This is a genomic window from Bifidobacterium sp. CP2, from assembly GCF_018555635.1.
GTDB classification, from domain to species: Bacteria; Actinomycetota; Actinomycetes; order Actinomycetales; family Bifidobacteriaceae; genus Bifidobacterium; species Bifidobacterium saguinibicoloris.
In genome coordinates this window covers 1-26,990 of the sequence record NZ_JAFEJX010000010.1, presented here as the reverse complement: position 1 = coordinate 26,990, position 26,990 = coordinate 1, and the positions used below count along the sequence as shown (strand labels likewise).

General features: G+C 63.2%; 18 protein-coding genes and 1 tRNA gene. 12 read left to right on the top strand and 7 right to left on the bottom strand.

Translation table 11 applies throughout. The features are described from left to right. Positions 1-15: 15 nt before the first annotated feature. The 3 genes from JS531_RS08365 to JS531_RS08345 all read right to left on the bottom strand — a co-directional run bounded on the left by JS531_RS08365 (position 16) and on the right by JS531_RS08345 (position 7,766). Entirely contained in the window at positions 16-1,494 is a 1,479-nt protein-coding gene (locus JS531_RS08365) for an FAD-dependent oxidoreductase (protein ID WP_214315026.1), read from the bottom strand. Positions 1,495-1,808: 314 nt separating this feature from the next. Beyond that, on the bottom strand, positions 1,809-4,727 hold the full coding sequence (locus JS531_RS11140; RefSeq protein WP_240542137.1) for an HAD-IC family P-type ATPase: 2,919 nt from the start codon (positions 4,725-4,727) through the stop codon (positions 1,809-1,811). An 885-nt stretch (positions 4,728-5,612) separates the two neighbouring features. Beyond that, a complete protein-coding gene (locus JS531_RS08345; protein ID WP_214315025.1) occupies positions 5,613-7,766 on the bottom strand; it encodes a trypsin-like peptidase domain-containing protein in 2,154 nt (717 codons plus the stop codon). 531 nt (positions 7,767-8,297) lie between these two features. Here JS531_RS08345 and tgt point away from each other — a divergent pair. From tgt to JS531_RS08320, 5 genes are all read left to right on the top strand, one after another. Continuing rightward, positions 8,298-9,602 carry a tRNA guanosine(34) transglycosylase Tgt gene (gene tgt / locus JS531_RS08340; RefSeq protein ID WP_214315024.1) on the top strand — a complete coding sequence of 435 codons (1,305 nt, stop codon included), beginning with the start codon at positions 8,298-8,300 and terminating at the stop codon, positions 9,600-9,602. Between the two features lie 24 nt (positions 9,603-9,626). Next, positions 9,627-10,457 (top strand): nitroreductase family protein, encoded by an 831-nt coding sequence (locus JS531_RS08335; protein ID WP_240542127.1) that lies wholly within the window; start codon positions 9,627-9,629, stop codon positions 10,455-10,457. Positions 10,458-10,623: 166 nt separating this feature from the next. Continuing rightward, a tRNA-Leu gene (locus tag JS531_RS08330) sits at positions 10,624-10,709 on the top strand. Between the two features lie 216 nt (positions 10,710-10,925). Continuing rightward, complete coding sequence (locus JS531_RS11135) at positions 10,926-11,321, top strand: DivIVA domain-containing protein (RefSeq protein ID WP_276313210.1); 396 nt, start codon at positions 10,926-10,928, stop codon at positions 11,319-11,321. Next, positions 11,318-11,749: a very short patch repair endonuclease gene (locus tag JS531_RS08320; RefSeq protein WP_346427773.1), complete on the top strand. Its 432-nt coding sequence runs from the start codon at positions 11,318-11,320 to the stop codon at positions 11,747-11,749. The genes JS531_RS11135 and JS531_RS08320 overlap by 4 nt, the downstream gene beginning before the upstream one ends. A gap of 97 nt (positions 11,750-11,846) precedes the next feature. On the opposite strand, the gene JS531_RS08315 is transcribed toward JS531_RS08320, so the two are convergent. Continuing rightward, a complete protein-coding gene (locus JS531_RS08315; protein WP_214315022.1) occupies positions 11,847-13,145 on the bottom strand; it encodes an ATP-binding protein in 1,299 nt (432 codons plus the stop codon). Positions 13,146-13,367: 222 nt separating this feature from the next. On the opposite strand from JS531_RS08315, the gene JS531_RS08310 reads away from it, so the two are divergent. After that, a complete protein-coding gene (locus JS531_RS08310) occupies positions 13,368-14,123 on the top strand; it encodes a hypothetical protein (protein WP_214315021.1) in 756 nt (251 codons plus the stop codon). Between the two features lie 25 nt (positions 14,124-14,148). Here the strand turns inward: JS531_RS08310 and JS531_RS08305 are convergent, their stop codons facing one another. Together JS531_RS08305 and JS531_RS08300 are read right to left on the bottom strand one after the other, a co-directional pair. Beyond that, positions 14,149-14,820: a hypothetical protein gene (locus JS531_RS08305; RefSeq protein ID WP_214315020.1), complete on the bottom strand. Its 672-nt coding sequence runs from the start codon at positions 14,818-14,820 to the stop codon at positions 14,149-14,151. A gap of 403 nt (positions 14,821-15,223) precedes the next feature. After that, the gene (locus JS531_RS08300; RefSeq protein WP_214315019.1) at positions 15,224-16,954 is read right to left on the bottom strand and encodes a DUF262 domain-containing protein; all 1,731 of its coding nucleotides are present in this window, start codon (positions 16,952-16,954) and stop codon (positions 15,224-15,226) included. A gap of 177 nt (positions 16,955-17,131) precedes the next feature. Between JS531_RS08300 and JS531_RS08295 the strand changes: the two genes are divergently transcribed. The 6 genes from JS531_RS08295 to JS531_RS08270 all read left to right on the top strand — a co-directional run bounded on the left by JS531_RS08295 (position 17,132) and on the right by JS531_RS08270 (position 25,918). Then, positions 17,132-17,554, top strand: coding sequence for a (deoxy)nucleoside triphosphate pyrophosphohydrolase (locus tag JS531_RS08295; protein ID WP_214315017.1), 423 nt, complete (start codon positions 17,132-17,134; stop codon positions 17,552-17,554). Between the two features lie 154 nt (positions 17,555-17,708). Next, positions 17,709-20,906, top strand: coding sequence for a DUF3427 domain-containing protein (locus JS531_RS08290; protein ID WP_240542135.1), 3,198 nt, complete (start codon positions 17,709-17,711; stop codon positions 20,904-20,906). A gap of 215 nt (positions 20,907-21,121) precedes the next feature. Beyond that, positions 21,122-22,411, top strand: coding sequence for an ATP-binding protein (locus JS531_RS08285; protein ID WP_346427775.1), 1,290 nt, complete (start codon positions 21,122-21,124; stop codon positions 22,409-22,411). Between the two features lie 292 nt (positions 22,412-22,703). Further along, positions 22,704-23,615: a hypothetical protein gene (locus JS531_RS08280; RefSeq protein ID WP_214315011.1), complete on the top strand. Its 912-nt coding sequence runs from the start codon at positions 22,704-22,706 to the stop codon at positions 23,613-23,615. Between the two features lie 203 nt (positions 23,616-23,818). Next, positions 23,819-24,883: a Fic family protein gene (locus JS531_RS08275; RefSeq protein WP_214315009.1), complete on the top strand. Its 1,065-nt coding sequence runs from the start codon at positions 23,819-23,821 to the stop codon at positions 24,881-24,883. A 165-nt stretch (positions 24,884-25,048) separates the two neighbouring features. Next, a complete protein-coding gene (locus tag JS531_RS08270) occupies positions 25,049-25,918 on the top strand; it encodes a hypothetical protein (protein WP_214315007.1) in 870 nt (289 codons plus the stop codon). Positions 25,919-25,982: 64 nt separating this feature from the next. Here JS531_RS08270 and msrA read toward each other — a convergent pair. Further along, the coding region (gene msrA / locus JS531_RS08265) for a peptide-methionine (S)-S-oxide reductase MsrA (RefSeq protein WP_240542126.1) at positions 25,983-26,990 on the bottom strand (1,008 nt) is incomplete at its 5' end.

Sequence of the window (26,990 nt, the reverse complement as noted above, 5' to 3'; positions counted from 1 at the left end):
AAACGACGGATCGCGTCACTCGGCGTGGGCGAGCTCGCGCATCTGGGCTGGCTCGATGACCTTCTTGTGCTCGCGTCCCTCCTTCGCGCCCTCGGCGCGCTCGAAGGCGTCGACCTTCTTCCAGCCGGCGAAGTCAATCGGCTTGACGCCGCGGCTGGCCAGCAGACGGTCGATCGACTCGGGGTCGCGGTCGGCGGCCACGCGACCACCCTCGGCGGCCTTGGCCAGATCCTCGAGCATGTTCGTGACGATGGCGAGCGCGTCGGATTTGGTGGAGCCGATCAGGCCGACCGGGCCGCGCTTGGCCCAACCGGTGGCGTACAGACGCTCGCGCACCTCACCGCCCTCGGCGGACGTGGTGATGCGGCCGTCGCCGTTCGCGTTGGCGAGGTGGGCGCCATGCTGGTCGTAGGCGATGCCGGGCGCCTCAGCCGGCTGGTAGCCGATCGCGTGGTACACGGCCTCGACCGGGTAGTCGGTGAACTCGCCGGTGCGGTGCATCTTGCCGTCGGCGCCGGTCTCGGTGCGCTCGACGCGGATCGCCTTCACCTTGCCGTCCTCGCCGAGGATCTCGGTGGGCGCGGAGTTGAAGTGGACGTAGTACTTGCGGTCGGCCGGGTTGCCCTCGTAGTCGACGTCGCCGTCGTCCTCCATGTCCTCGGCCATCTCGCGGATGGCGAACAGCTCCTCGACCATCTGACGGGTGAGCTTGTCCTTGCCGGCGACCTCGATGGTGTCGTCGTCCAATTCGAAGTCGTCCTCGTTGATGATGAGCTGCACGCCGGGCAGCTTCTCCATCTCGCGCAGCTCCTGCACGCTGAACTTCGCCTGGGCCACGCCGCGGCGGATGAACAGGTGCAACACCTTGGCCTTGTTGTTCTGGATGCCTTCGTAGACGTTGTCCGGAATGTCGGTCTTGGCCTTGAGGTCGTCGGCGTTGCGCATGAGCTCGCGCGCGACGTCCATCGCGACGTTGCCGCCGCCGATCACGGCGACGTTTTCAGCCTCGAGCGGCCATTCGCGGGCACCCGTGGGGTAGCCGTCGTACCATTCGACGAACTTGGCGGCGCCGTACACGCCGTCGAGGTCGGCGCCAGGGATGCGCAGCGGCTTGTCCTTGACAGCGCCGGTGGCGAACAGCACGGCGTCGTAGCGGGCGAGCAGGTCGTCGAGGGTGACGTCCTTGCCGAACTCCACGTCGCAGTACAGGTGGATGTCCGGGTTGTCGAGCGTCTTCTCGAGCGCGGAGGCGATGAACTTGATGGACGGGTGGTCGGGGGCCACGCCGTAGCGGACCAGGCCGAACGGCACGGGCAGCTTCTCGAACAGGTCGATGCGGGCCTTCGTGCCGAGGCCCAGCTCCTCGCCGAGCTTCTTGAGCTGACGGAGGAAGATGTCGGAGGAGTAGACGCCGGCCGGGCCAGCGCCGATCACGGCGATGCGAAGCTCGTTCGCGGACGCGGTGTTTGCAGTGGTATTCGAAGATTCAGTCACGCGTTACAGGGTATCTCAGACCCGCGAATCGCGGAAGAGTGATTCCTCGGGCTTTTCAGCGTCGGATGATGGAGCTCACTCCTGGCGGTATGGCGACACGGCGGTATGGCGGCACGACGGTATGGCGCACAGCGGCACCACACCATTCCTCAGCGAAGCAACCCGTCGCAAACCGGACGACCCACATCGCAACACAGCCTCCCAGCGAAGCAACCCGTCGCAAACCGGACGACCCGCATCGCAAAACAGCCTCCCAGCGAAACGAATCGGACACGGCATATCCGATCCGTTTCGCAAGGAGGCCGAACAACCACTCACTCCCGATCGAGCACGGCGGTCAAGGCCCACAGGATACTCACCACATCGATGCCTTCCTGCAGGAATGCGCCAACGACCACCGGGATGAGATCGAACGCGGCCGCGATCATGCCGACAAGCGCGAGCGCCAGTCCCAACACGACCGCCTGCAGCATGATGCGCTTCGTGCGACGGGCGATGCCAATCGCACGCGGCACGGCGTCGAGCCGGTCGTTCATGATGACGACCTGCGCCGATTCGGATGCGGCGGTGGAGGTGCCGTCGGTCATGGCTACGCCGATGCCGGCCGCGGCGAGTACGGGCGCGTCGTTCACGCCGTCGCCCACCATCATCGTGACGCCGCTGTTCCGTGTGACGCCGCTGTTTCTCGTGACGCCGCCGTTCCTCGTGACGCCGCCGTTCCTCGTGACGCCGCCGTCGGAGGAAGCGTCACGGACCGCGGCGACCTTGTCTTCGGGGAACAGTTCGGCGTGGACCTCGTCGATGCCGACCTCGCGCGCGATGACCGAGGCGGAGGAACGCTTGTCGCCGGTGAGCATCGTGAGCCTGGCGACGCCGAGCTCATGCAACCGCGCAAGCGTCGCCTTCGCGTCCGCACGCGGCACGTCACGCAGGACGATTCGGGCGACGAGACGCCCGTCCACCGCCACATAGGAGGCCATTTCGTCCGGAGCCAGCACGCCGAACCGCGCGCGGGACCGCTGACCACGGCAGGCGTCTTCAGCACCGGTTCCAGTGCCGGCAGCATTCCCGACCGGCGTCTCAGAGCCTTCCCCGGCCTGCACGCGCCGAACCTCCGCTTCTGCGGATACTCCAATCCCGGCGCCGGACCCGACGCCAGCCCCAACGACAGGCACAGCCGCGGAGGAACCCTCAGGCATGAAACCGTCGTCGCCGGCGGCCGCAAAGGAGAGCCGCCCCACGCGCACCCGATGCCCGTTGACTTCGGCCGCGATACCCTTGCCGGGCTCCTCGTGGACGCCAGTCACAACCGGATAGTCACGCCCATATCCGTCATGCGCCGCGCCCGCTCCTTCCGGACACTCCCGACGACCGTCCGCATACCGGGCGCGCAAACGTCCAAGCGCCTCATGCCCGGCCACCGCGATGCCCTTGGCGAGCACGTGCACGGAGTAGCTTTCGACCACGCCGGCGAACATGAGCACGTGGTCCTCATCCAAGGGCATGCAGCCATCCCCTGCGTTCGTTCCTATAGAAACGGACGTACCACCAGCCCTACCGGGCACCTCAACGCCCGTTCCTATAGAATCGGACGGTCCAACGGTTCCATCGGACACATTAACGCCCGTTCCTATAGAAACGGACGGCATGACGCCCCTCACGGACGCATTATCGACCGAATCCGCAGAATCGGACGCAACAGCAGCGTTATCGGCCACACCCGCGTCCGTTCCTATAGAAACGGATGTCCCGGAAAACACACCGGCACCCACCGCACCGGCACCACCCAACGGCATATCCACCATCTCGACGCGCACGACCTGCGGCTGCTTGACGGTCAACGTACCGGTCTTGTCGAAGAACACCTGCGTGACGCGCCCCAGCTGTTCGATGACGTCCTGCGTCTTGATGAGCACGCCGGCGGCGGCGAGACGCGACGTGCCGGCGATGTATGCGACGGGCGCGGCGATGAGCAGCGGGCAGGGCGTGGCGAGCACAAGCACCTGCGCGAACCGCAGCGGCGTGCCGGCGACCGCCCATGCCACGCCTGCGATGAGCAGCGCGAGCACGGTGAACGGCACGGCGAGCCTGTCGGCGGTGCGCACCACGGCCGGGCGCGATTCCTGCGCCTGGTTCACCATCGTGAGGATGCGCTGGTATTGCGAGTCGGCGGCGAGTTCGGTGGCGCGCATGGCGAGCGTGGTGGAGCCGTTGACCGCGCCGGACATGACGCGCGCGCCCGCGTACACTTCGCGCGGCAGGGGTTCGCCGTTGATGGCGCTCAGGTCGAGCGTGGCCGATCCGGACAGCAGTTCGCCGTCGACGGGCACGGTTTCGCCGGGCAGCACGATGATGACGTCACCGACGCGCACCTGGTCGACGGGCACGGTGTCGAACCGCGCGTCCGCGTTCGGGCGCACGCGCGCGTCGGCGCGGGCGACGGCCGAGTCGCAGGCTTCGGCGTCGCGTCCGGTGAGTACGCACACGTCGTTCCGCCCATCCGCATTCCGTCCGACGCTCGTCACGTCGCCCGACCCGCCCACGTTCCGCTTGTCCGCGTTCCGCCCGTCCTCGCCCGCGCGTCCGGCGTCGCCGACGCGAGACGCCGCGACGTGGCGGAAGCCGTCGTCGCTACGGATCGGCGCGATGTTGCGGGCGGCGCGAGGTGCGCCATCGCCAGCGACAGCGCCCGCGGCGGCGGCCGCGGCGGAGGCTCCGTCGGCCCCGGAAACGCCCGCGGCCGGACGCACGGCGGCCGATTCGCCGCGGGACGCCCGTCCCGATTCCCTGCCCACGCCGGGCAGGTTCGCGACGTGCGCGGTGCGCGGCGCCGCGTCGAGCAGCATGGTGAGGCTGTGTTCCGCCTTCGATTGCGCGTATTCCTCGATGGCTTCGCCGGAGGTGACCATGAGGACGACGGCCCAGCCCGCCCAGTATTCGCCCACGCCGATGGTGGACAGCATGGCGAGCACGGCGAGCAGGTCGATGCCGACCTGTCCGTGACGGATGTCGTCGATCATGCCGATGACGGTGCCGACGACGGTGTACGCGACGAGCGCGATGACAAGCCATTGGCCAATCGACGGCGTCGCCAACGCCGTGGCGACGTGCGCGCCGACACGTGCGACGGCGTCCATTGCGCCCGCCATCGCAGCCGCTCCGCCCGTGGGCCACGGGCGGACATTCCACAGCAGAGCGACGGGAATCGCGGAGAGGATGACGACCGGCAGCATGGGCACGCGTCGGCACAGGTCGAGGACGACCGCGAGGATGCTGCGATGCGGGGCGTCGGGGACATGGGCGTCCGGAGTCTTGGAAACGTTGGAATCCGCGGTGACATGCGGCGTGGCGGAGGGGACCGGCCGTGTGCCGGAACCGTTGGGGGATGCGATGAGGCTGCTCATCCGCTGCTCCTTACGCTGGTACGGGCCGGGCGTGCCGCTTTGCTGCGTCCGGCTGGCATCGGCCTTCCGAAGGGTGGCAAAACGTGGCGCACGGCAGGTGCGGTCACGCCTTGTTAACCCATCGGCGGCATCGGATGCGGAGAGAAGGATTGCGGATTCCGAAGCGCGCGGACCGCCATGGGCGGCCCGGGAGCCGATCGGCCACGGCCGATTTTCGGAGCCTGCGATTCCCCGCGTGATGCATCGCTCGATACACGGCGTAAAGAATCGGTATTCGGTTATTGCGCTGTCACTCTATCAGCGAGGCGAAGACATCGCAAACCCCGTGATGCCGTCGGCCTCGGCCGGCCCGTGAGGGTGCTGAACGGGCAGAAACCGCCTCATCAGCGTTTCCGGCTCATTCAGTTGGCCCTTGAAGCCTTCCGTTGGTAACGCACCCCGCCACCATGGCGAGCGGCCAATATGAAAATGGCGGTATGCCGCGGTTTTCCGGCATCGTTCGAAATTGCATGAAGCCGCCGCTCTCCCCGACGTTACCAATGGAACCGCTCAGGAACCAATTGAAGGCGGGCCTCCTCGATTCCGAGAAAGCCCGCCTTCATGACGTTGGCCCGGGGCCGGATCCAGGCCCCGGATTGAAACGGGCCGGCGGCCGATGCCGCAGGGCAGCGCCCTCGCGACGGATGTCCGCCGGCCCCTAGCGACCGCGTCGGGTCACCACATGTTGAACGGGAATCCGTTGTTGCCGGAGCCGTCGGAACCGGAACCATCGGAGCCGTCGGAACCGGAGCCAGAACCGTCGCTGCCGTCGGAGCCCGAACCGTTGCTGGACTCGGAGCGGTTGGAGCCGTTGACCTTGTCCTCCTGCTGGTCGAGCGTGACGTCGACGTCCATGGTCTTGCCGTCGCGGACGATGGTGAGCGTCGCCTTGTCGCCGAGGGCGGCGGCGCGCACGAAGCCGAGGAGCGAGGCATTGCTGCTCACCGCGTTGCCGTTGAACGCGACGATGGTGTCACCCTCCTTCAGACCGGCCTTGTCGGCCGGGGAGCCGGAGACCACGGCGGAACCGGAGGAACCCTTGGTGATCTTCGCGCCGGCGCGGGTCACGCCGTCGGCCGTGACCGTGTCGGACGTGATGGTGATGCCGAGTGCCACGTGCTTGACGGAGCCGTTCTTGATGATCTCGTTGGCGACGCGCTTGACGAGGTTCGAGGGGATGACGAAGCCGATGCCGATGGAGCCTGCGGTGCTGTTCGAAGAGGAGCTGGAGGTGGAGGCGATCGAGGAGTTGATGCCGATGACCTGGCCGGCCGCGTTGAAGGTCGGACCGCCGGAGTTGCCGGGGTTGATGGCCGCGTCGATCTGGACGGCGTTGGTGACGATGTCGTTGTTGTTGTCGTCCATCACGGTGACCGGGCGGTTCAGCGCGGACACGATGCCGGAGGTGGCGGTGTCGTCGTAGCCGAGCGGGTTGCCGACGGCCATGATGTTCTCACCGACGGCGAGCTTGTCGGAATCGGCGAATTCGACGGCTTTGAGGTCGCTCGGCGGGTTGTCGAGCTTGATGACCGCGAGATCGGTGGTGGTGTCGGTGCCGACGACCTGCGCGGAGTACATCTGGCCGTTGGAGAGCGTCACCTGGATCTGCTGGGCGCCGGAGATCACGTGGTTGTTGGTCACGATGTGGCCTTCGGTGTCGAGGATGGCGCCGGAGCCCTGGGCGCTGCCGTTGGACAGCTGGGTCTGGATGGAGACCACGGAGCCGGAGACCTCCTTGGCGACGGCCTGCCAATCCGGGGCGTCGCCGGACTTCGCGGTGGCGGAGCCGGAGCCGGACGTGCTGGAGTCCACACTGGACAGGGAGCTGGTGGTGGGCACCTTGACCAGGCCGCTGGTGATGGCGCCGTAGCCGACGCCGAGGCACAGGACGGCGCTCACCAGCGCCGCCACGACGCCGATGACCACGCCGCGCACGGTGCTGGAGGACTGCTTCGCGGCCACGGGTGCGTTGGGGTCGAACGCGCCCGGCTGACCCGGCTGGCCGTAGAACGGGTTGGACGGGCCGGACGGCGGGAACTGGCCGTTGCCGGCAGCACCGGCCTCACCGGGCTGGGGCCGAGACTGGGTCTGCGGGGCTCCCGCGGTGAACGGGTTGCCGGTGGTGTACGGGTTGCGGTCCTGACCGGGCTGCTGCTGGCCGAACTCTTGGCCGGCAGCTGCGGGCTGCGTGGGCACGGGGCCGTACGCGCCGTATTCCGGCGCGGGCTTGTACTGGCCGTAGGCAGGCTGGGCGGGTTGGGCGTTCTGACCGCTCTGGGAGCCGGCGGCGTTCGGCTCGGCGGAGACGACAGTCTGCTCGCCCTTGGCGGAAGCGTAGTCGGGCGCGATCTCGCCGCTGTTCGCAGACGATGCGGCAGGGGGCTCGGAAGCCACCGGGCCGGCCGCGGTGTTGCCGGCCTGCGCGGTGGGGAAGGTCTGGGTGGGGGCGGCCGCGACGTCCGCCGCATGCTGCACGCCCTGAATGGCGGAGGGGTCGATGGTTTCGGTGGGCTGTTCGCCGTTCACCGGAGCGACGATGGGGTCGATGTGCTGCGTCGGTGCGCCGTATTGCGGCTGCTGCGGCTGGGAGACGGGGGCCGCCGGGGACACGGGGGCCGAGGCGCCGTATCCGGTGCCGTACGGGTTGCCGTACTGGGAGCCGTATTGCGGCTGCTGGTACGCGCCCTGTGTGTTGCCGTTCTGCGCGTTCTGCGCGTTCTGCGCGGTACCGTTCTGCGCGTTCTGCGCGGCGCCGTTCTGCGGCTGGGTTTCCTGCGGCTGCGCGTTCTGGCCCTCCTGGGGGTTCCAGCTGTTCTGCTCATCAGCCATGTTCGTTCACTCCTTCATATGGCCGGCGTCTCGCGGTTCCACTGCAGCAATCCCGCCGGCTCGTATTGCTACCTAAGAGTAAAGGCAGCAGGTCTGTACGTTTCCTGAATGTTCGTTGGAAGTGATAGGTGAACTCTCCTCGATTTTCCTCATATCCGCGTTATGAGGGGTATTTTCACGCTGCTGCAGATGTCTTTCTCGCTTACAAGGGGTACCTAGGCCACGGCATCCTTGGGTATCACGTCCAACCGCTGCCGTCATCAAGCCGTTTCCAACGAGGTCTACTTCGGCCGATACCCCTCATAACGCAGATAGATGTCCGCAACCAGCGGAATGTACCCCTCGCAACGCAGAACCCTCCCTCGCGCACGCAGCGCGCGGGTTACTTAGACGACAGCCAGATATCGTGCTGGGAGACACCCGCACACGCAGCGCGCGGACCGCCAACCGCACCCGCCGCCCCAGCCGCACCCCGCCTGAACTGCGCCCCCATCTGCCCCGCAATCCCCTTGTCCGCCTAAAGTGAACGGTATGACCAACAGCCCCGAACCCGATCTCAACCTGAGCCCGCGCGGCGCCGCCCCGGGCAAACCCGGTGACCGTTCCGCGTTCCGTTTCGAGACCATCACCCGCCTGCCCGACGCCGCGGACGGCAAGGGCCGGAACGGCGCCCGATACGGCCGCACCGGCATCATCCACACGCCGCACGGCGACATCCGTACACCCGCGTTCGTGCCCGTGGCCACGCAGGCCGCCATGAAGGCGGTGCTGCCCGAATCGATGAAGGACCTCGGCGCGCAGTGCCTGCTCGCGAACGCGTTCCACCTGTTCGAACGCCCCGGCGAGGACGTGCTCGACCAGGTCGGCGGTCTCGGCCGCTTCATGAACTGGCATGGCCCCACGTTCACCGATTCCGGCGGCTTCCAGGTGATGTCGCTGGGCGTCGGCTTCAAGAAGACGCTCGCGATGGACGTGACCGGCATGAAGTCGGACGACATCATCGCGGACGGCAAGGAGCGGCTCGCTTGGGTGGATGAGGACGGCGTGACGTTCAAATCGCCTCTCAACGGCGATGAGCACCGTTTCTCCGCTGAGATCTCGATGGGTATCCAGCACAAGATCGGCGCGGACATCATGTTCGCGTTCGACGAGCTCACCACGCTGATGAACACGCGCTCCTACCAGAAGGATTCGGTGGAGCGCACGTTCCGCTGGGCGAAGCGCTGTGTGGCCGAGCACGAGCGGCTCACCGAGGCACGTCTCGGCAAGCCGTATCAGGCGTTGTACGGCGTGGTGCAGGGCGCGAACTACGAGGATCTGCGCCGGCATGCGGCCGAGCAGATCGCCTCGCTCGACTTCGACGGCGTGGGCATCGGCGGCGCCATCGAGAAGCGCATCATCGGCGACACGTGCGCGTGGATCTGCGACGCGATGCCGGAGGAGCGCCCGCGCCACGTGCTCGGCATCGCGGAGATGGACGACATCTTCGCGTGCGTGGAGAACGGCGGCGACACGTTCGACTGCGTCGCCCCCGCCCGCTGCGCCCGCAACGGCGCCATCTACACGCGCCACGGTCGCTACAACATCAAGCGCGCGCAGCACAAGTTCGATTTCGCGCCGCTCGAGGAGGGCTGCGACTGCTACACGTGTCGCCATTACACGCGCGCCTATGTGGATCATCTGCTGCGCGCCCGCGAGTTCACCGGCTTCACGCTGGCCACGATCCACAACGAACGGTTCTTCGTGAAGCTGCTCGACGACGTCCGCGCCTCGATCGACGGCGGCTACTTCGAGGAATTCCGTGACGAGTCGCTGGCGCACTTCTACGGCAGGTGACGGCAAGTGAAAGGGACGGCAGACATGACGGCAGATATCATGATGAGTCTTCTCGAGGCGATCGACGCGCGTCACGCCATCCGCGCGTACACGGACGAGCCGGTCGCACCAGATACGCTCGCCGCGCTGCAGGCCGAAATCGACGCGTGCAACGCCGAATCGGGCCTGCACATCCAGATGGCCGCGGGTCTGGAGGACGCGTTTCTCGGGCTGAAGACGCATTACGGCCGGTTCAAGGGCGTGCACAACGCGATCGCGCTCGTCGGACGCGCGCCCGCGGACGACACGACCGACGCCACGTTGCAGTCGTTCAAGGATGCGGACGGCTCGCCCGTCTCGCCGGAGGCCGCCGCGTTGCAGGAGCGCGTGGGTTATTACGGCGAGCGTCTTGTGCTGCACGCCGTGCGGCTTGGGTTGGATACGTCGTGGGCGGTGTTGGATGGCGCGGAAGGCGTCTCCGACGACGCGTGGTGGTCGTTGGACGACGGCGAGTCCGTCGTGTGGGTGATTGCGTTCGGTCACGGCGCGCGGCCGGGCGGCCGTCGCCGTTCGAAGCCGATGGCGGAGTTGGCGTGCGTGGAGGGCGGTGCGTCCGATGCCGCCGCGCGTGATGCGTCCGATGGCGATGCGACCGCGGATACCGCGGATTGGCCCGACTGGTTCGTGCGCGGCATGGAGGCGGCGATGGCTGCGCCCACGTCGCTCAGCCAGCAGCCGTTCCGTTTCACACTGCATGCCGACGACGGTTCGGTGACGGCCGAGGCGCTGGATGGCCTGTTCGCGCACGTGGGGCTGGGGTGCGCGAAGTATCACTTCGAGGTCGGCGCGGCGCCGCATGAGGTGGTCTGGCGCTGACGGCGTCGTGCCGGAGACTCCCAACTGAACGCCCGGCTCATGCCCCCCGTCGTTGGCGCGCATGGGCCGGATGCATCGGGCGCACTGGCCCATCGCGTCGCGACACGCCGAAGACACGCTCGATTTGCCTCTTCGACCGAAGCAGTGCTAAGTTGTCCTCTTGTCTGCGAGTGTGGCGGAATGGTAGACGCGCTGTCTTCAGGTGGCAGTGAGTGTATGCTCGTGAGGGTTCAACTCCCTCCACTCGCACCAGCAACAAAGGGCTGGAACCGATTGGTTCCAGCCCTTTTGCGTTGTCGGACGGCATGGTCGCCGGGTTATAGGCCAAATTGTGGGGCCGCCGATGACGCCGGCCAGGTCGGCGGCGGCGTCTCGCCCGGGGCCGTCTGCACGATGATCCTCCCGAATTGCGCGTACCATACCGGACAAAGGGCCGTGTGCTCCCAGACGGCAGACAGGAGGACGACGATGATCGACGTGGAGTCCGTCCGTAACAAGATTTTCTCGACCGTGCGGTTCAGGGAGGGGTACGACGTCGACGAGGTCGACGACTTCCTCGACGTCGTCATGGAACGGATGAAGGCCGGTCGGCCGATGACCGCCGCTGAGCTTAGTTCGCAGACGTTCAGCACCGTGCGACTCAAGCAGGGGTACGACGTGGGTGAGGTCGACGAGTTCCTGGCCGAGTTGGCGGCGGACGCGTCGGAAAGGCCGGCCGATGCGTCCGCCGCCCCGTCCGGCACGTCGTCCTCGTCCTTCCGCCCGTTCGCGTCTGCCCCGTCCAGCTCCGATTCACAGGCCGTCGCCCCGTCCGGCGCGGACGGCTCCCCGTTCTCCGGCGGCGCGGCGCAGGTCGCGTGGTGACGGAAAAGACGGAGAAGTACGCGCGCGGGACGCGGTCGTACACGATGTCGCATATCCGCGGCAAGGACACGTCGATCGAGGTGCTGGTGCGCAGCTACCTGTTCCGGCGTGGGCTGCGGTTCCGCAAGAACGACAAACGCTACCCGGGGCATCCGGACGTGGTGCTGCCGAAATACCATACGGTTGTGTTCGTGAACGGCTGTTTCTGGCATGCGCATGAGGGGTGTGCGCGGCATTCCACGCCGAAGTCGAACGTGGAGTTCTGGACGGCGAAGCTCGCGCGCAACCGCGAACGCGACCGCCGTCAGCATGCGGAGCTGGAGGCGGCCGGATGGCGCGTCATCGTGGTGTGGGAGTGCGAGCTGACGAAGGCCGTGCGGGAGGCGCGGCTGGAACGACTGTATGAGGAGATCGTCGGCGGTAGGTGACGGCGGAAGGCGGACGGCGACAAGCGGCAGGCGACCTCTCGGGGACGACGTCGGCAGGTGACGGATGCGCCTCCGGAGGAGTCTGGGGCATCGTGTGTCACGACTCCGCCGCCGGCTGGTCAAGCAGCCAATCCAGTGCGTTGATGATGCCGACGCCGTCCGGCATCACGCCCAAACCCAGTGTGTCCAATGTGAGCACGATGCGTTTGCCGTCACCGTCAAGTCCCAGCCGACGAAGCCGCTGGAGCGGTTCGAGCTCTCGCGACCGCGTATGCGGGTCCAGAATGCTGGCGCTCACTTGGATGAACAGTCGTTCCCGGGTGAGGTCGTCACGTATGCGGGTGGCGACGAAGTCGATTTCAAGGTTGTCCATCTTACCGACCTGCACATCGTATCCGCGGGAGATCAATTCGTTGTGCACGACGTTCTCGAGCAGGAGTCCGAAGTCACCGGCCGGGTATCCGAGCAGCATGTTCCGGATGCCGAGGTCGGCGGGATAGTATTTGCTCAGCCCTTGCAGGTAACCACCGCCCTTCACGTTGACACGTTGCGCGCGGCAGAACAGGAATGCGTCCAACAGGCCGGAGATGTACCGTTCGATGGTCTCGTTGGAGGTGGGCCTGTGTGCGCTTTTGAGCCGATGCTCGATGTTGCTGATGGACACGGGCGATCCCGCCGTGTCGGCGAGGTAACGCGTCACGTCATTGAACACCATGGGATTGCGGATCTGAAGATACTGGGCGATGTCACGCACGAGGATGGTGTCGTAGATTCCGGACAGAACGGTGTGCACGAGCGAATGGTTCAAGCCTTGGTCGACGACGGGCGGCAGTCCGCCATAGCGCGTGTACCGCTCGAAGGCGAGCGTACGACCCGCAGGGGAATCGTCGATTCCCGCGTAGTTCAGGAATTCGCGGAACGACAGCGGGAACACGCGGATTTCGACGTGCCGTCCGGACAACAATGTGGCGAGTTGGCTGGAAAGCAGGTGCGCGTTCGAGCCAGTCAGGTAGATGTCGACGTCCTTATCGACGCGTAGCGCGTTGACGGCCCGTTCCCAACCGTCGACGAGTTGCACTTCGTCAAGGAGAAGGTAGTGGCGTCCGGACCGTTGCATGAGTCCATCGATGTGCCGGTACAGCCGTTCGGCGTCGAAGGCATGGTATCGGAAGGATTCAAGGTTGATGGAGATGACATGGTCACTGGGGACGCCATCGTCTACGAGGCGTTGGGCAAGAAGCTCGAGAAGCGACGATTTGCCGCATCGGCGCATGCCGGTGATGACTTTGATGAGGCCGTTGTCTTTGGCGATGAGCAACTTGGCGAGATACGTGGGACGGTTCTTCAGCCGCCGCTGTTGCGGCTGCTCTTGAGACGTTTGCGGCGGCTGATTCATATTCGACTCCAGACTTTTACTAGTATGATAGTAAAAGTTTACTAGGTTTCCCCACTTTTACTAGTATGACCGGTAAAAGCGAGCAAGCGACGCATTGCTTGCCGATTGTTCCGGCTCTCACTTCCGGTGCATCGCGGGAAGACCGATAATGGCGGTATGGGAATTCGTATGACGCGGTTGGGGGTTCACCCGCAAAGGGATGCGCAGGCGACGGTCTCGCATATGACGGATCCGCAATCGGAGGCGTCTCCGGAGGCTCCGCTGGATGCGCGGCCCTTTGCGCGACCGTCCACACGCGTGGAGGGCACGCCGGATGTCTGGTTGACGGGCAGCGCGCGGTTGGCGCGGAGCGTGTGGCGCGATCCGGTCCGCCGGTCCACGGCGGCGTGGGCTGCGGAGGCGGCTGCGTGGGTGGTGCTGTTCGCGCTGTTGGCGCTGACGGATGGGCGGCTGCTGATCGGTTGGATGACGCATGGCGATCAGCCGTTCGGCGTGAATTGGGATGTGCCGTTGGCGTTGGCGCTGCTGGTGGGCGCGCCGTGGGTTGCGTCGGTTGCGGCCGCGCGACGAGGTTCCCGCGCCGCGTCGGATGGTTCAGTTGGTCTGGCTGGTTCGACTGGTTCAGTTGGTCCGATTGGTTCGATTGGTCCGGATGGTTTGGTGGCGGTTAGGGTGCGGCCGCGCCTGTTCGGCACCGGCCTGCGCACGACGGCCGATTCGATGGGATACGACCATGCGTTGGAGTCGCATCCGGCGCACACGATTCTGTTTCCGGCGGATGCGTCGCGTTCGTTCACGCTGCCTCGGTATTGCGGTGAACGCGATGGCGTGGCGGCCGTCACTCGCGCCCGGTTCACGATCGCCGCGGGCCGGTTGCGTTACGACGGCGACGTTCTCGCCGCTCCTGGTCACGAATACGACGCCGACGCCGGCATCACCTTCATCAACCGCGATCGCGACGTGGTGGTGGGGCGGTAGAGGCGACGGCACCTCTCTCTGATGGTCACCAGGTCTCGTCATCCACCCATTCGACCGCATAGTCAAAGGCCGTTTTCGCCGATTGGAAACGACGACGGGATTCGTCATATTCGCCGAGGCAGGGCACACCACGCCAGTCGAAGGCGACGGGAGCGGCGCATGGCTTGTCGCGCAGGAACGCCTGCATGCGCCATACATCCTCGCGATAGTCGGCGGTAGCGGAGCGTTCGGGATTGCGGTCGGAGATGAACGTCGGTTTGCCGTCGCGTTCGACGACATCAACGTGCGGATGGCGGTAGAGCGCGTACGTGAGTCCGTTGTCCGCCGCTGCCACCGTCTGCCAATCACAATTCCGACGTTGCAGCAGGTCGCTTGGCGCGAACGTGCATGACCGCGCATAGTCGATCGGCTGGGCATCGATCCAGCAGCATTCACCGCCGTCGCCTTCCTCGATGCTGCGATCGACGAGATACGACATGACCGCCGGCTCGTTCCAGTATTGGGCGGAGCATTCATCGATGCACCCGTTCTTCCAGGCCATGTAGCGCTCACGTTCATCACCGACGATCGCTTCGAATGCCTCCTGAGTGATAAACGTGCTTCCGTCCAATTGGTAGCATTCCCACTCCGGGTGAATCTCACGGTTCCGATACTGTTCCAGCGCCTTGTTGTAGAGCTTCGAGTCCAGTTGCGCCATTCGCCGTTCGATGTTGCGGAGCGTGGGGACGACGGGCCCGTCCGGTTGCGGATAACGAAGATGCGGCATTCATGTCTCGCTTCCATCTCGATGATCATGGCGTTACGACCATCGTGATCGACGAGCGCACATGCCGATATCCGCATGGGGAGGAGATCCACGACCGATCCACGATCGCGCCGTCATCCACCTTACGGTTTCACTGACGACCGCCGATGCTGCGACATGATGGGGCACAGCTCGACATCCACGCCTGAGCAGAGGGGAATTCCGCGAACTATTCGCACAATTATCAGCGCCAGGTGCGCCAGCAATTAGCCCGTCCGACAATCCAATTGCTGGCGCAACTATCCTTACTTGCGCAACCTCGACATTACGCCGTCAGCAGCTTCTTGCTGTTCGCTCAACTCTTGATAACTCCGGCAAGCAACGAGTCGACTAGCGTATATGCAACTCGCCGCGAACGGTCCTTCAGTAGACCGTTAATGCCCTCGAAATCATGAGACTCCAGCATGCGTCCAGCAGCAGCCATATCCTCCTCTGTGAAATACTGCGAATCTACAATCAACTGCGAATACTGACCGTGGCCGTTCACATCATATAGAGTCTTCGTCTTTTTCGCATTATTGTCGGTTTTCGGCAAATACATGCAATTCCCCAAAGACCCCCCGAGGATACGACGCGATTTCGGATTATCTACCGAATCAATACGCTTTCTTGCAATGATATGCTCAAGTTCAAACGATTCACCATTAGGCACCGACGCCGACAGATAACTGAGATTAGCATGAATAGTGACAAGGCACTTGATCTCCTTGCTGAAATTGATTCCCGGAGTCTGGTCACCAATCCAATGATCAAACGCACGCCTGAAATTCTCCACCTCGATTTTTGAATTGTAATCACGCTTCCCATTGCAGAATTCCAGCAATCGCTGATCACCATGAGACGACCAGGCGGACGTAATAGCATCATAGACATAATATGCTTTGATATTGCTCAATGCCTTCCTGTACTCCTCAGAGGAAGGATCAAAATCCCACAAAGCAGCAAAATAGGACAGTGTCTTAAAAGTCGCAGAAAGACCATTCTCATAATCATTGCCGGTTGCCTTAAACCTACGCAACAATGCATCAAACATGCTCTGAAGATTGTTGCATATGCGCTCCGTCTTTTGCAGAATATCTTCCAAAGAATTCTGAATATCGTCCCTATATGTGTTAAGCGTATTTAGCTTGCGATTATCAAGCCCCTCGGCAACACCAAGCAACCCAAAACCCAACTCTTGAGCAGCGCTGCTCGTATTGGGCACAAGAGCGGGAAGATTATCGACAATAAACTGACCCAAAGCCGTCCCAAATTCAGGCAGCGAAACCACTCGGCTTTGGGTTAGATCATCTTCAGAGAAAGACGCCAAGTCAAACTCTGCTTCCTTTTTCTTATCAAGATAATAGTTCTTGACATTTTGTAGGATCCGGTCCTGCAACACGGACTCCTCAGCAGGTTCCAATTGAATAGTTGCACCCACCCAAGCCGCGCTGAAAACCTCATATTTGCTAAGTGGAACACCACCCTTATTGAGATTAGCAAACACATCAGCAATATGATCTTCGCTACCGAGATAAACAATCATCGGAATCTTCAGCTGCTCTAGATCAACATATTCTTTAATACTTGCATTCAGGTTACTAATCAGATCATATATCTGAAGGCTCCCGGAAGCCTTATCCACCATATCGGCAGTCAGAAGCCACCTCGTCCATCCCGGGTCGCTTACGATACTGTCGAACTCCGCCTCCGTCAACTGGGCCGACTCCGACAAGGCTTCATTAACCTTGCCATATGCCTCAGAGTATTTTTCGCGATTAAGAGGCTTCCAAAAACTCAGCGGATTATCCTGGTACTTACGAATCGTAGACAAGCGCTGTTGCCCATCCAACAGCAACAAAAGCGAATCCTTGTCATTATCATTTTCTGGATATACCAACAGGGTACCGAAGGGATACCCATCATGCAATGTCTGGACAAAATCCTCCTGCTTCTTCCTTGTCCAGACAAAACCTCTCTGAAAAGGCGGAATCTTAATCCTTTTCAGCTGGCCGACAGATAGCTCATCAATACGATATTCAGACATCGCGAACGCTCCTTAACGTTGTACGACTTATGATCCCACTCCTTCCCGGCCAGATCAAGCAAAGCAACACGTTCACGCGGTTCGTCATACATGCGATAGCTGAGGTTCAACCGGGCCGCAATCTACGGCCACCGTTTAATCACCGTGTTTCCGGCATAGCCGTTGTATCCTGGCCGCATGGCAGCAGGTAACTCCACGACCAAGATCATCAATGTCGTTGGCGCGGCGATCGTCCGCGATGGTGCGGTGCTGTGCGCGCAGCGCGGACCGGGCAAATCGCTCGCCGGATATTGGGAATTCCCCGGTGGCAAGATCGAACCGCATGAGACCGCACGGCAGGCGCTGCATCGCGAAATCGAAGAGGAACTGCTGTGCGAGGTCGACGTCGCCGACGAGGTGTGCACCAGCGAGTACGCCTACGACTTCGGCACCGTACGTCTCACCACATTCATCTGCCATCTGACCGCGGGCACGCCGCGACTGACCGAACATACGAACATCCGCTGGCTGCAACCGGCCGAAATGCCGCAGCTTGACTGGGCGCCGGTCGACCGGGAAGCGGTCGGCATCATCGCCAGCAAACAGACGCTGACGAGATAACCCCGCCCCACGCACCGCTCGCGCATCATTCACACCCACGGACAAAAGACGTTCGGCAAACCCCATAGCCAGGAGACGACACATGGCCAACACAGACTCGACCATCAACCTGCAGCTCAACCTTCCGACCTCGCAGGAGACCGATGACGATGCGATGCACTCCGTAATAGAAGGCGCCATCTCGGGTCTCATCACGCCCAGACCGGACGCCTCCGGCGACTACAAACCAACGCTGATCTCCAATCGCCCCGGCGGTCTCACCATGCACGACCAGATCAGCGACGCCATCACGAACAGCGACGCCTTCGACATCTCAGTCGCATTCGTTAAGACCAATGCGTTGCTGAGCCTGTTCGAGGATTTCCGCAGCCATCATGCCAATGCCGCAGCCAGTGCCACGGCCGACGGCGCCGAACGCCGGCCCAGCCGATTGATCACCTCCACCAAGAACCATTTCAACGATCCGCAGGCCTTCTGGGAGCTGCTGCACCTGCAGGACACGACCGGCGTCGACGTACGAGTCTGGGAGGGCACCAACGACGACACCTCACGCGCGCAGGGACAACCATTCCATCCGAAAGGCTATGTCTTCGCACGTCGCATGCGCAACGGCACCCCCTACTACGAACTGTTCGTCGGCAGCTCGAACCTCACCGGCGCCGCATTGAGCACCCAGCGCGAATGGAATCTGAAAGTCTCCTCGCTGGCGGACGGCGAGCTCGTCGAGCAAGTGCGCGAAGAGATCGACTCGCAGGTCGCCGATTCCGTACCGCTCACCGAGGAATGGATCCAGCAGTACGAGGAGGATTTCAAGAAGTACGCGCCGCCGCGCCACGATATCCTCAAATCCCTCGAAGGCCAGGACATCCAGCCGAACGCCATGCAGCGCGAGGCGCTGGCGAACCTTGAGATACTACGCGAACAAGGCGAGCACCGCGCCATCATCGTATCCGCCACCGGCACCGGCAAAACCTATCTGTCCGCATTCGACGTACGTACCTACAAGCCGAAGCGCATGCTGTACATCGCGCAACAGCAGATGATTCTCAAAGCGGCGATGAAGTCCTACCAGAAGGTGCTCGGCTGCGACGAATCCGAACTGGGACTCTACTCGGGCACCAGCAAGCAGCAGGACCGCAAGTACGTGTTCGCCACCGTGCAGACCATGCGTCAGCCGGAGGTACTGGTCCAGTTCGCCTCCGACGAGTTCGACTACGTGCTGGTCGATGAGGTGCATCACGCCGGCGCCGATGGCTACCAGCGCGTCATCGACCATTTCAGGGACGCCGACTTCATGCTCGGCATGACGGCCACCCCGGAACGCACCGACGGCATCAACATCTTCGAATTGTTCGGACACAACATCGCCTACGAGATCCGCCTGCAGAAGGCGTTGGACGAGAACATGCTCTGCCCGTTCCACTACTACGGCGTCGCCGAATATCTCGGTACGCAGGACGCCACGTATCAGGACAACCAGGGGCACACGCACACGGTGGGCCACCGGCTCGACGTCTCCCAAGGGCTTAGCGGCAAGGAATCCCAGCAGATCAAATACGAGATCAAGCAGCTGGCCAGCGAGCAGCGCGTGCGCTACATCATCGACAAGCTGCAGGAATATGGCCAGTTCAACCTGCCCGTCACCGGACTGGTATTCTGCAGCCGTCAGGAGGAGGCGCACGAGCTGTCCCGACTGTTCAACCAGCAGTGGAACCAACAGGCGGAACGCCTCTACCGCACCGCTGCCGTGACCAGCAAAGACGAGGACGGCAAGCCGCTCTCCCAGGAACAGCGCGACAAATACGTGCGACAACTCACCGAAGGCAAGTTGGATTACCTGTTCACGGTCGACATGTTCAACGAGGGCATCGATATTCCCGCGGTCAACCAGATCGTGATGCTGCGCAGCACCGAATCGAGCATCATCTTCACCCAGCAGCTGGGCCGTGGCCTGCGCAAGTTCCCGCACAAGGACAGCGTCGTCGTCATCGACTTCATCGGCAACTACAACAACAACTACCTGATTCCGGTGGCCTTGTACGGCAACACCGGCGACCGCGACAAGGCACGCAAGAACCTGCAGCGCAAGTCCATCGGACTGTCGTCCATCAGCTTCGATCCGATCGCCAAGGAACGCGTACTGAAGTCGTTGGATACCGCCGACTGGTCCGAGATGAAACGGCTTTCGGAACAGTACCGTCAGGTGCGCTACGAGCTGGGACGAATCCCGATGCTCATGGACATCTACGCCTACGATTCTTCGCTGCCGTACACGTTGGCGTCGAAGCGCAGCAACTACCTCGATTTCGTGCGCTCGCGCGAGAAGAGCCTCGGCGGCGGCAAACGCAAGGAACAGTCCTTCGAGGACCAGCTGGGACCGGTCAGCGAAGTCGAGGACTCCATCCTCAAAATGGCGACGGAACTGCTGTTGCCGGGCATCCGCCCGCACGAGCTGGTCATCCTCGACCGGCTGTGCCGGTTCGCCGACGAACGCCCGGGAGACGATCCCGAATCCCGTGACGCTTGGACGCCGTCCGAACCGTTGACCCGCAACATGCTTATCGACGCGATCCGCAGCGACTTCCCACAAGCCGACCTGTCCGACGCGCAATTCGACTCCGCCGTCAGCGTGCTCGACTACTCGTACTTCACCGGCCCGAACTGCAAGCGCTTCGGAGAACAACCGCTGATCGAGACGATCGGCTCCGATGCGGCGGGAAACAATCCCGCATACCGTCTCAGTGAAGCGTTCGCCTCCATGCTGGCATCGAACCGCACATTCCGCATCTTCTTCGCAGATACGCTGCGTACGGGGCTCGTCAACTGCCGTGACCTGTTCCAGGAAGCCCGAGCGAACCAACGCACGTTCGATCATGCGTTCCTGTACGAGCACAAGTATTCGATGGCGGACGTCATGCGCCTGTGCGGCTGGTCGAAGGAGAATACCCCGCAGAACGTGGGTGGGTACCTGCTCGACAAGGACACCGACACGATGCCGATCTTCGTGAAGTATGCGGCCAGCCAATACGAGGATGAATTCCTCAACACGCAGGAGATGCGCTACTACAGCAAGAACGGGCGCACACCGCAGTCGCCGGAGTTCCGATGGGTCCAGGAAGGGCAGGACAGCCCCGATTGGGACCGTACGCACTTCATTCCGCTGTTCGTCATGCGCAAAGCGGAGGAGAACGACGGCAAGTACTACTACGTCGGCCATGTGGCGGCGTTCGAGCATCCGACGTTGACGACCAAACCGAAGGCGGACGGCAGCGGCACGGTGAACGTGACGCTCTCCACGCTGCGGTTGACCCGCCCGCTCGATCCGGAACTCTACCGCCACCTGACCAGCTGAATGAACGGCGGCGACATCACCGGACCGCGTTTTTCCGCCCCCATCCGGAAACGATGGGGCGGAAGAACACGCATGAGCACGCCCACACCTTCCACGTGCGCATGAAAATGTGCCGTTCCATCCTAAAAGTCCGCCTGAAAATGTAACTCCATAAGCAGAAAGTCCGCATGAAAATGTGAGGAATGGCGTTATGAAGCGGTTGCTGATGCACGAAACTGCAAGCGTGGAAGGAATCCCCCAACCGCAAGCCACTGCTGCTCGAAGGGGCACGGCAGGTGGGTAAAACATGGCTGGCCAACGCATTCGGTCGCGCGCATTACGACAAAGTCGCCTACGTCTCCTTCTATGACAACGCCACCATGCGCGCGCTCTTCGAATCGGATCTCACCTTCGAACGGCTGATTCCGGCGCTGTCCATCGAATCGGGAACCAGAATCACACCCGAAGACACACTGATCATCTTCGACGAGGTGCAGGAGGTTCCGCGCGCGCTCCTCTCGATGAAAACCTTCGCCGAAACAGCGCCGCAATACCACGTGCTTGCCACGGGCTCAAGCCTCGGCATCGCCATGCACCCCGGAACATCATTCCCCGTAGGCAAGGTACGACGTCTGAAGCTCTATCCGATGATGTTCATGGAATTCCTCGAAGCGGCTGGCCAGGATTCCATCACCAACCTGCTCGTGTCGCAGGACTTCGACCTCATCAACGTCATGCACGACAAGATCATGACATGGTTCCGCTATTACCTGTACGTCGGAGGCATGCCCGACGCGGTGCTCCGATTCGCCGGAACATTCCCCAATGTGGACTTCGCCGGCATCCGCACCATCCAACGCACACTGCTGGACGACTATCGGGACGACTTCTCCAAGCATACCGGCGCCGGCGAGCGCGGAGCCTCCTTCACCCTTCGGTTGAATCAGGTTTGGGATTCGCTGCCGGCACAGCTCGCGAAGGAAAACAAGAAGTTCATCTACGGAGCGGTCCGCTCCGGAGGACGCGGCAAGGACTTCGAACTGTCAATCCAATGGCTTAGGGACTCTTCACTGGTACTGCGGGTACCGCGTGTCAGCGCCCCGCTGCACCCGCTATCGGCCTATAAGGATGAAGCGGCGTTCAAGCTCTACAGTCTCGACGTCGGCCTGCTCGGCGCCATGAGCGGACTTGACGTGAGGACCCTTATCGAGGGAGACCAACTGTTCCGTGAATTCAAAGGGGCGCTCATCGAACAATTCGTCTGTCAGCACCTGACGGCGAAACTCGGCACCATCCCCTACTACTGGTCGGCATCGAACTCCAGCGGAGAACTCGATTTCCTTTATGAGACATCCGGCGAGGTGATTCCCGTGGAGGTCAAAGCCGGCGATCACACACAGGCGAAATCACTCATAGCCGCCGTCCGCAAATACGATTTCCCCACAGCTTATCGGTTCTCCACCCGCAAGCACCACAACGGCGGCGCCATCAAGGACATGCCGCTGTACATGGCCGGCATCATATAAGACGCATCGGCAAGATCATGACCGAAGGCGGACGGCAGCGGCACGGTGAACGTGATGCTCTCCACGCTGCGGTTGGCCCACCCGCTCGACCCGGAACTCTACCGCCACCTGACCAGCTGAACGGACCATGTCACCGTCCGGGCGACCCACCCGGGCAACCCACACGGGCGGCGACATGAACATCGCATGAATTCAGGTCCGACGCACCGGGAGCGCCCTTCGTCCGGCGATAGCATGAAACCACTACGCGCCAACGCAAGACATGCCTGCCGGCGGAAACGGAGAAGACATCGTGGTCAACGGCAACAACCAACACGACCCACAGCAGCCGGACTACGCAAAGCGACTGCACCACACCCTCATCGCACTGCCGGTGGTCATCGTCATCGGCGTGATCGCGACCATCGTGTGCGTACTCGCCTACGGTGGCGCCAAAGGACTCACCTTCGCCGTCACCATCGACCTTGCGATGCTGTTCGCCTGGCTCGTCTTCTTCCTCACCGTACGCAAGTACGCACGGGAGCAGCGCGACGCGCTGGAACGGGCGGCACGGCAGGCACGTCGCGCCCGCGCGACGGACGCGCCGCGGCCGTCGGCGCAACCCGCCGTCGCGCAGCCGGCCACGCAACCCGTCGCACCGCAGGCCCACACGCAACCCGCTGCACCGCAGGACGTACACATCACCGTCCGGACCATGCGCACCGACGCAACGCAACCCGGCGACACCACACCGGCCGCTCCCCCGCAACGATCCATCAACGCTCGATTCGCGGTGCAGACCGGAGTCCTCCAGAGGAACATGGCGATGCACGCCCTCAGTCTCATCAGCGCCGACGCCATCGCCAGCGGACGCGTCACCACCGCCTACGTGCACGCGTTCGTCCAAGACGGCCAATCGCACTGGGACTGCTTCTTCCACGCCGGCAACGGACTCGTCGGTGCCGGAGACCTGCTGAAGAACCAACCGGACGAGGACCGTCGCGCGTTCTTCGCACACGGACGCGAACTCATGGACGACTACCGCGCCGCATGCGCCGCCTACCACGTGGACGAGCCGACCGAACTGCGCATCACCGCGGACGCCAATACCCACGAGATCCACACGGACGTCGGCTACCAGCCGTTCGACGGCACGAACGGAGCCCCCGGCACCGACCCGTTCACCGCGTGGGCGTCCGAAATCTACCGCCACCTGACCCGCTGAACCGACGCGCCGCATACCGGCAGAAAAACGGAGCGGGCGACCCGTCGTCCGCACTATATCTGCCCCTCACCGCCAAAGTCCACATAACATGCGCCTATTCGACGCCACCTCCCCTCTTTTCTGCCTCATTTATAGGTAATATGATGCAGAAGAATCGCGCATGAGGCAGAAAAACCAATGCCGGGAACCAGCGGAAAGTCAGCATGAAGAACTTTGATTACATACACCGTGCCGAACAACTGCTCACCCCTCGCACCACCTCGTTGCTGACCGCCATCCACGAGGCCAAAGGCAGACAAAGCATACAGACGGCAGTCCACCCGGACGTCCTCGACACCATGGTCAGGGCCGCACGCATCCAAAGCACCAACGCCTCGAACCGCATCGAAGGAATCTCCACCAGCGATGCACGCCTCAACGCAATCGTCATGGAAAAGACCACACCGCGGAACCGTGCCGAAGAGGAGATTACCGGCTATCGCGATGTACTCGCCACCATCCACGAAAGCCACGACTACATCCCGCTCACACCGAACGTCATTCTTCAACTGCATCGCGACCTGTTCCGATACACCGGACTGACTTTCGGCGGGCATTTCAAGGACAGCGACAACATCATCGTGGAACGAGACGACGAAGGCAACCAGACGATACGATTCGAACCTCCCAGCGCACTCGTCACACCCGAATTCATCGAACGCGCATGTGCCGCCTACGCGAATGCGATGCACGAACCGCACATCGACCCGCTACTCGTCATCGCCATGTTCATCTTCGATTTCACCTGCATCCACCCGTTCAACGACGGCAACGGGCGCATGAGCCGACTGCTGACGCTTCTGCTGCTCTACCGCAGCGGCTACCAGGTCGGCAAATACATCAGCATCGAACATCTCATCGAGCGCAGCAAGGAAAGCTACTACGAGGCGCTGGCTGCAAGCACGCAAGGCTGGAACGACGACCGCAACGATTATGCGCCATTCGTGAATTATCTGCTCGGCATCACCCTCGCCGCGTACAGATCATTCGACGAACGCATGGACGTCTTGACCAGGAACGCCGACTCCGGCAGGATGACCAAGGAACAGCGCATCGCCGACCTGTTCACGCATACGCTGACCCCAATGTCGAAGGCGGATATCCTGCAACAACTACCGGACATCAGCACAACCACCGTGGAACGCGCATTGAAATCGCTGCTTGACGCCGGCCGCATACGGAAAATCGGCGCAGGTCGCAGCACCCGTTACGTGGTGAAGCGGGATTGACCATGCCGCGGCGCCGCGCACCATCGCCCGACGTGCGCACCATCACCCACCATCGCACCCCCGATGCGTTTACCATCGAAGTAAACGGACGCGACCGTGCAGAACGGATTCGAACAGACAAGACGAATCCGAACAGCCGGCACATCCCCAACGGAAGGAGCCGCAATGAGCGCGGTGGACATCATCATCTGGACCGTCACCATAGGAGGACTGCTGCTCGCGGTCGTCGCGGCGATCGCGGGCGTCGTCGTCGCGGTCCGCAAGCCGAAGGACGGCGACCCCACGGGCACTGCACCCGTCGCATCCGCACCCGTCGCATCCGCGCCCGTCGCATCCGCCTACGTCGCCGGAACCATCGGCGGCGGACCCGCGGTCGTCTGGACCAACGCGAAGGCGAAAGCCGTCGCGGAACGCTGCGGCGCCACCTACATCGGACTGCTGCGCGGCACGACCGGCATGCACACCACCATCCACGGCTTCGGCGGCCGCACCACCGTCATCGGCGGACCGGACGGACTGGACGACGTGGCCGCACGCGCCGGCGTCCCCGTCCCGCGCGAAATCCCGCCGTTCGACCGCGCCTACGACCGCTCCATCGGCATGCTCATGGACCGCCCGCTCCACGGCCAGCACGTACGCATCTACCTGCTCACCTATTCGGAATCCTACGAAGGCGTCACGCGACACGACTCCCTGATGCATCAGGACCGCACCGCGCTCGTCATCGCCCTCGACGGCGGACTGCCCGGCACCGTCGAGTCGACGCTGACGCGCGTCATCGCCGACACCGGCAGCGGCGTGCTCCACGCGTTCTACGGCGCGCCGGCTTCCGGCGCGCCGGCCTTCGCGCCCGTCACCGACGTCGTGTCCTCCGCGCCCGCAGCTCCCACCGGCGGCACGTACGGCACCCCGACGGGAGCGTACGCCACCGGTACCGGCGGCGTACCCGGCGCGTACACGCGCTTCCTCACGATGCTCATGCCGGACTCGTCCGTCGTCGCCGTCGCGTACGACGCCGTCGCCGCACTGTCCTGATCCGACGCAATTCCGATGTGGCGTGCGACGGCGTGCGACGGACGCCGCACGTCACGTCGGACCGTCACTCGCCGTCGGCGGCGTCAGTGCCGCCGTCGCCTTCAGTGCCGTCGACGGCGGGAATCCACGCGGCGTACCCCTCCGCCTCCATCCGCGAGCGCGGCACGAACCGCAGCGACGCGCTGTTCATGCAGTACCGCAGGCCGCCGCGGTCCTTCGGGCCGTCGGTGAACACGTGACCCAGATGGATCTGCGTGTCCGCGGTACGGATCTCGATGCGCGGGCGGCCGGGCACACGGTCGTCCTCATGCTCGGTGAGCGAAGACGCGACGAGCGGCTTCGAGAACGCGGGCCAGCCGCAGCCGGAATCGAACTTGTCGCGCGAGGAGAACAACGGCTCGCCGCTCACCACGTCCACGTAGATGCCCGGTTCGAACGTGTGGTCGTACTCGTTGACGAACGGGCGCTCGGTGGCGGCGTTCTGCGTGACCGCGAACTGTTCGAGCGTGAGGTCCCAGATCTTGTCCACGTACTTCTGGCGACGCTTCACGTTCGCGATCGCCGCCAGCGGGATATGGCAGTAGCCGCCGGGATTGTTGACGAGATAGTCCTGATGGTGCGCCTCGGCCGGGTAGAAGTTGCGCAGCTCTTCGATGAGCACGGCCGGACGCTGCGGGATGCGGTCGATGAGCTGTTCGATCGCGGCGATGTAGGTCGACTTCTGCGCTTCGGACGTGAAGAACATGCCGGTGCGGTACTGTCGGCCCGTGTCCTCGCCCTGACGGTCCACGGAGAACGGGTCAATCACCTCGAGGAACAGCAGCGACAGCGTACGCAGGGTGACGCGCTGCGGGTCGAACGTCACCTTCACGGTTTCGGCGGCGTCGGTCGCGCCGGAGCAGACCTGTTCGTAGGTCGGGTTCTCGACCTTGGACTGCGCGTAGCCGACCGTCGTGTCGGCCACGCCGTCGACGTTCTGGAAGTAGCGTTCCAGACCCCAGAAGCAGCCGCCCGCGAAGTAGGCGACGTTGGCGGGGGCGGTGTTCGTGGGGGCGGTAGCGGCGGCTGGGGC

Bases quoted from the DNA above. Each gene is read 5' to 3' on its own strand.
- JS531_RS11140 (WP_240542137.1), bottom strand. From the start codon at position 4,727: ATGCTGCCGGTCGTCATCCTCTCCGCGATTCCCGTCGCTCTGCTGTGG.
- JS531_RS08345 (WP_214315025.1), bottom strand. From the start codon at position 7,766: ATGGCTGATGAGCAGAACAGCTGGAACCCCCAGGAGGGCCAGAACGCG.
- tgt (WP_214315024.1), top strand. From the start codon at position 8,298: ATGACCAACAGCCCCGAACCCGATCTCAACCTGAGCCCGCGCGGCGCC.
- JS531_RS08335 (WP_240542127.1), top strand. From the start codon at position 9,627: ATGACGGCAGATATCATGATGAGTCTTCTCGAGGCGATCGACGCGCGT.
- JS531_RS11135 (WP_276313210.1), top strand. From the start codon at position 10,926: ATGATCGACGTGGAGTCCGTCCGTAACAAGATTTTCTCGACCGTGCGG.
- JS531_RS08315 (WP_214315022.1), bottom strand. From the start codon at position 13,145: ATGAATCAGCCGCCGCAAACGTCTCAAGAGCAGCCGCAACAGCGGCGG.
- JS531_RS08310 (WP_214315021.1), top strand. From the start codon at position 13,368: ATGACGGATCCGCAATCGGAGGCGTCTCCGGAGGCTCCGCTGGATGCG.
- JS531_RS08305 (WP_214315020.1), bottom strand. From the start codon at position 14,820: ATGGCGCAACTGGACTCGAAGCTCTACAACAAGGCGCTGGAACAGTAT.
- JS531_RS08300 (WP_214315019.1), bottom strand. From the start codon at position 16,954: ATGTCTGAATATCGTATTGATGAGCTATCTGTCGGCCAGCTGAAAAGG.
- JS531_RS08295 (WP_214315017.1), top strand. From the start codon at position 17,132: ATGGCAGCAGGTAACTCCACGACCAAGATCATCAATGTCGTTGGCGCG.
- JS531_RS08290 (WP_240542135.1), top strand. From the start codon at position 17,709: ATGCACTCCGTAATAGAAGGCGCCATCTCGGGTCTCATCACGCCCAGA.
- JS531_RS08275 (WP_214315009.1), top strand. From the start codon at position 23,819: ATGAAGAACTTTGATTACATACACCGTGCCGAACAACTGCTCACCCCT.
- JS531_RS08270 (WP_214315007.1), top strand. From the start codon at position 25,049: ATGAGCGCGGTGGACATCATCATCTGGACCGTCACCATAGGAGGACTG.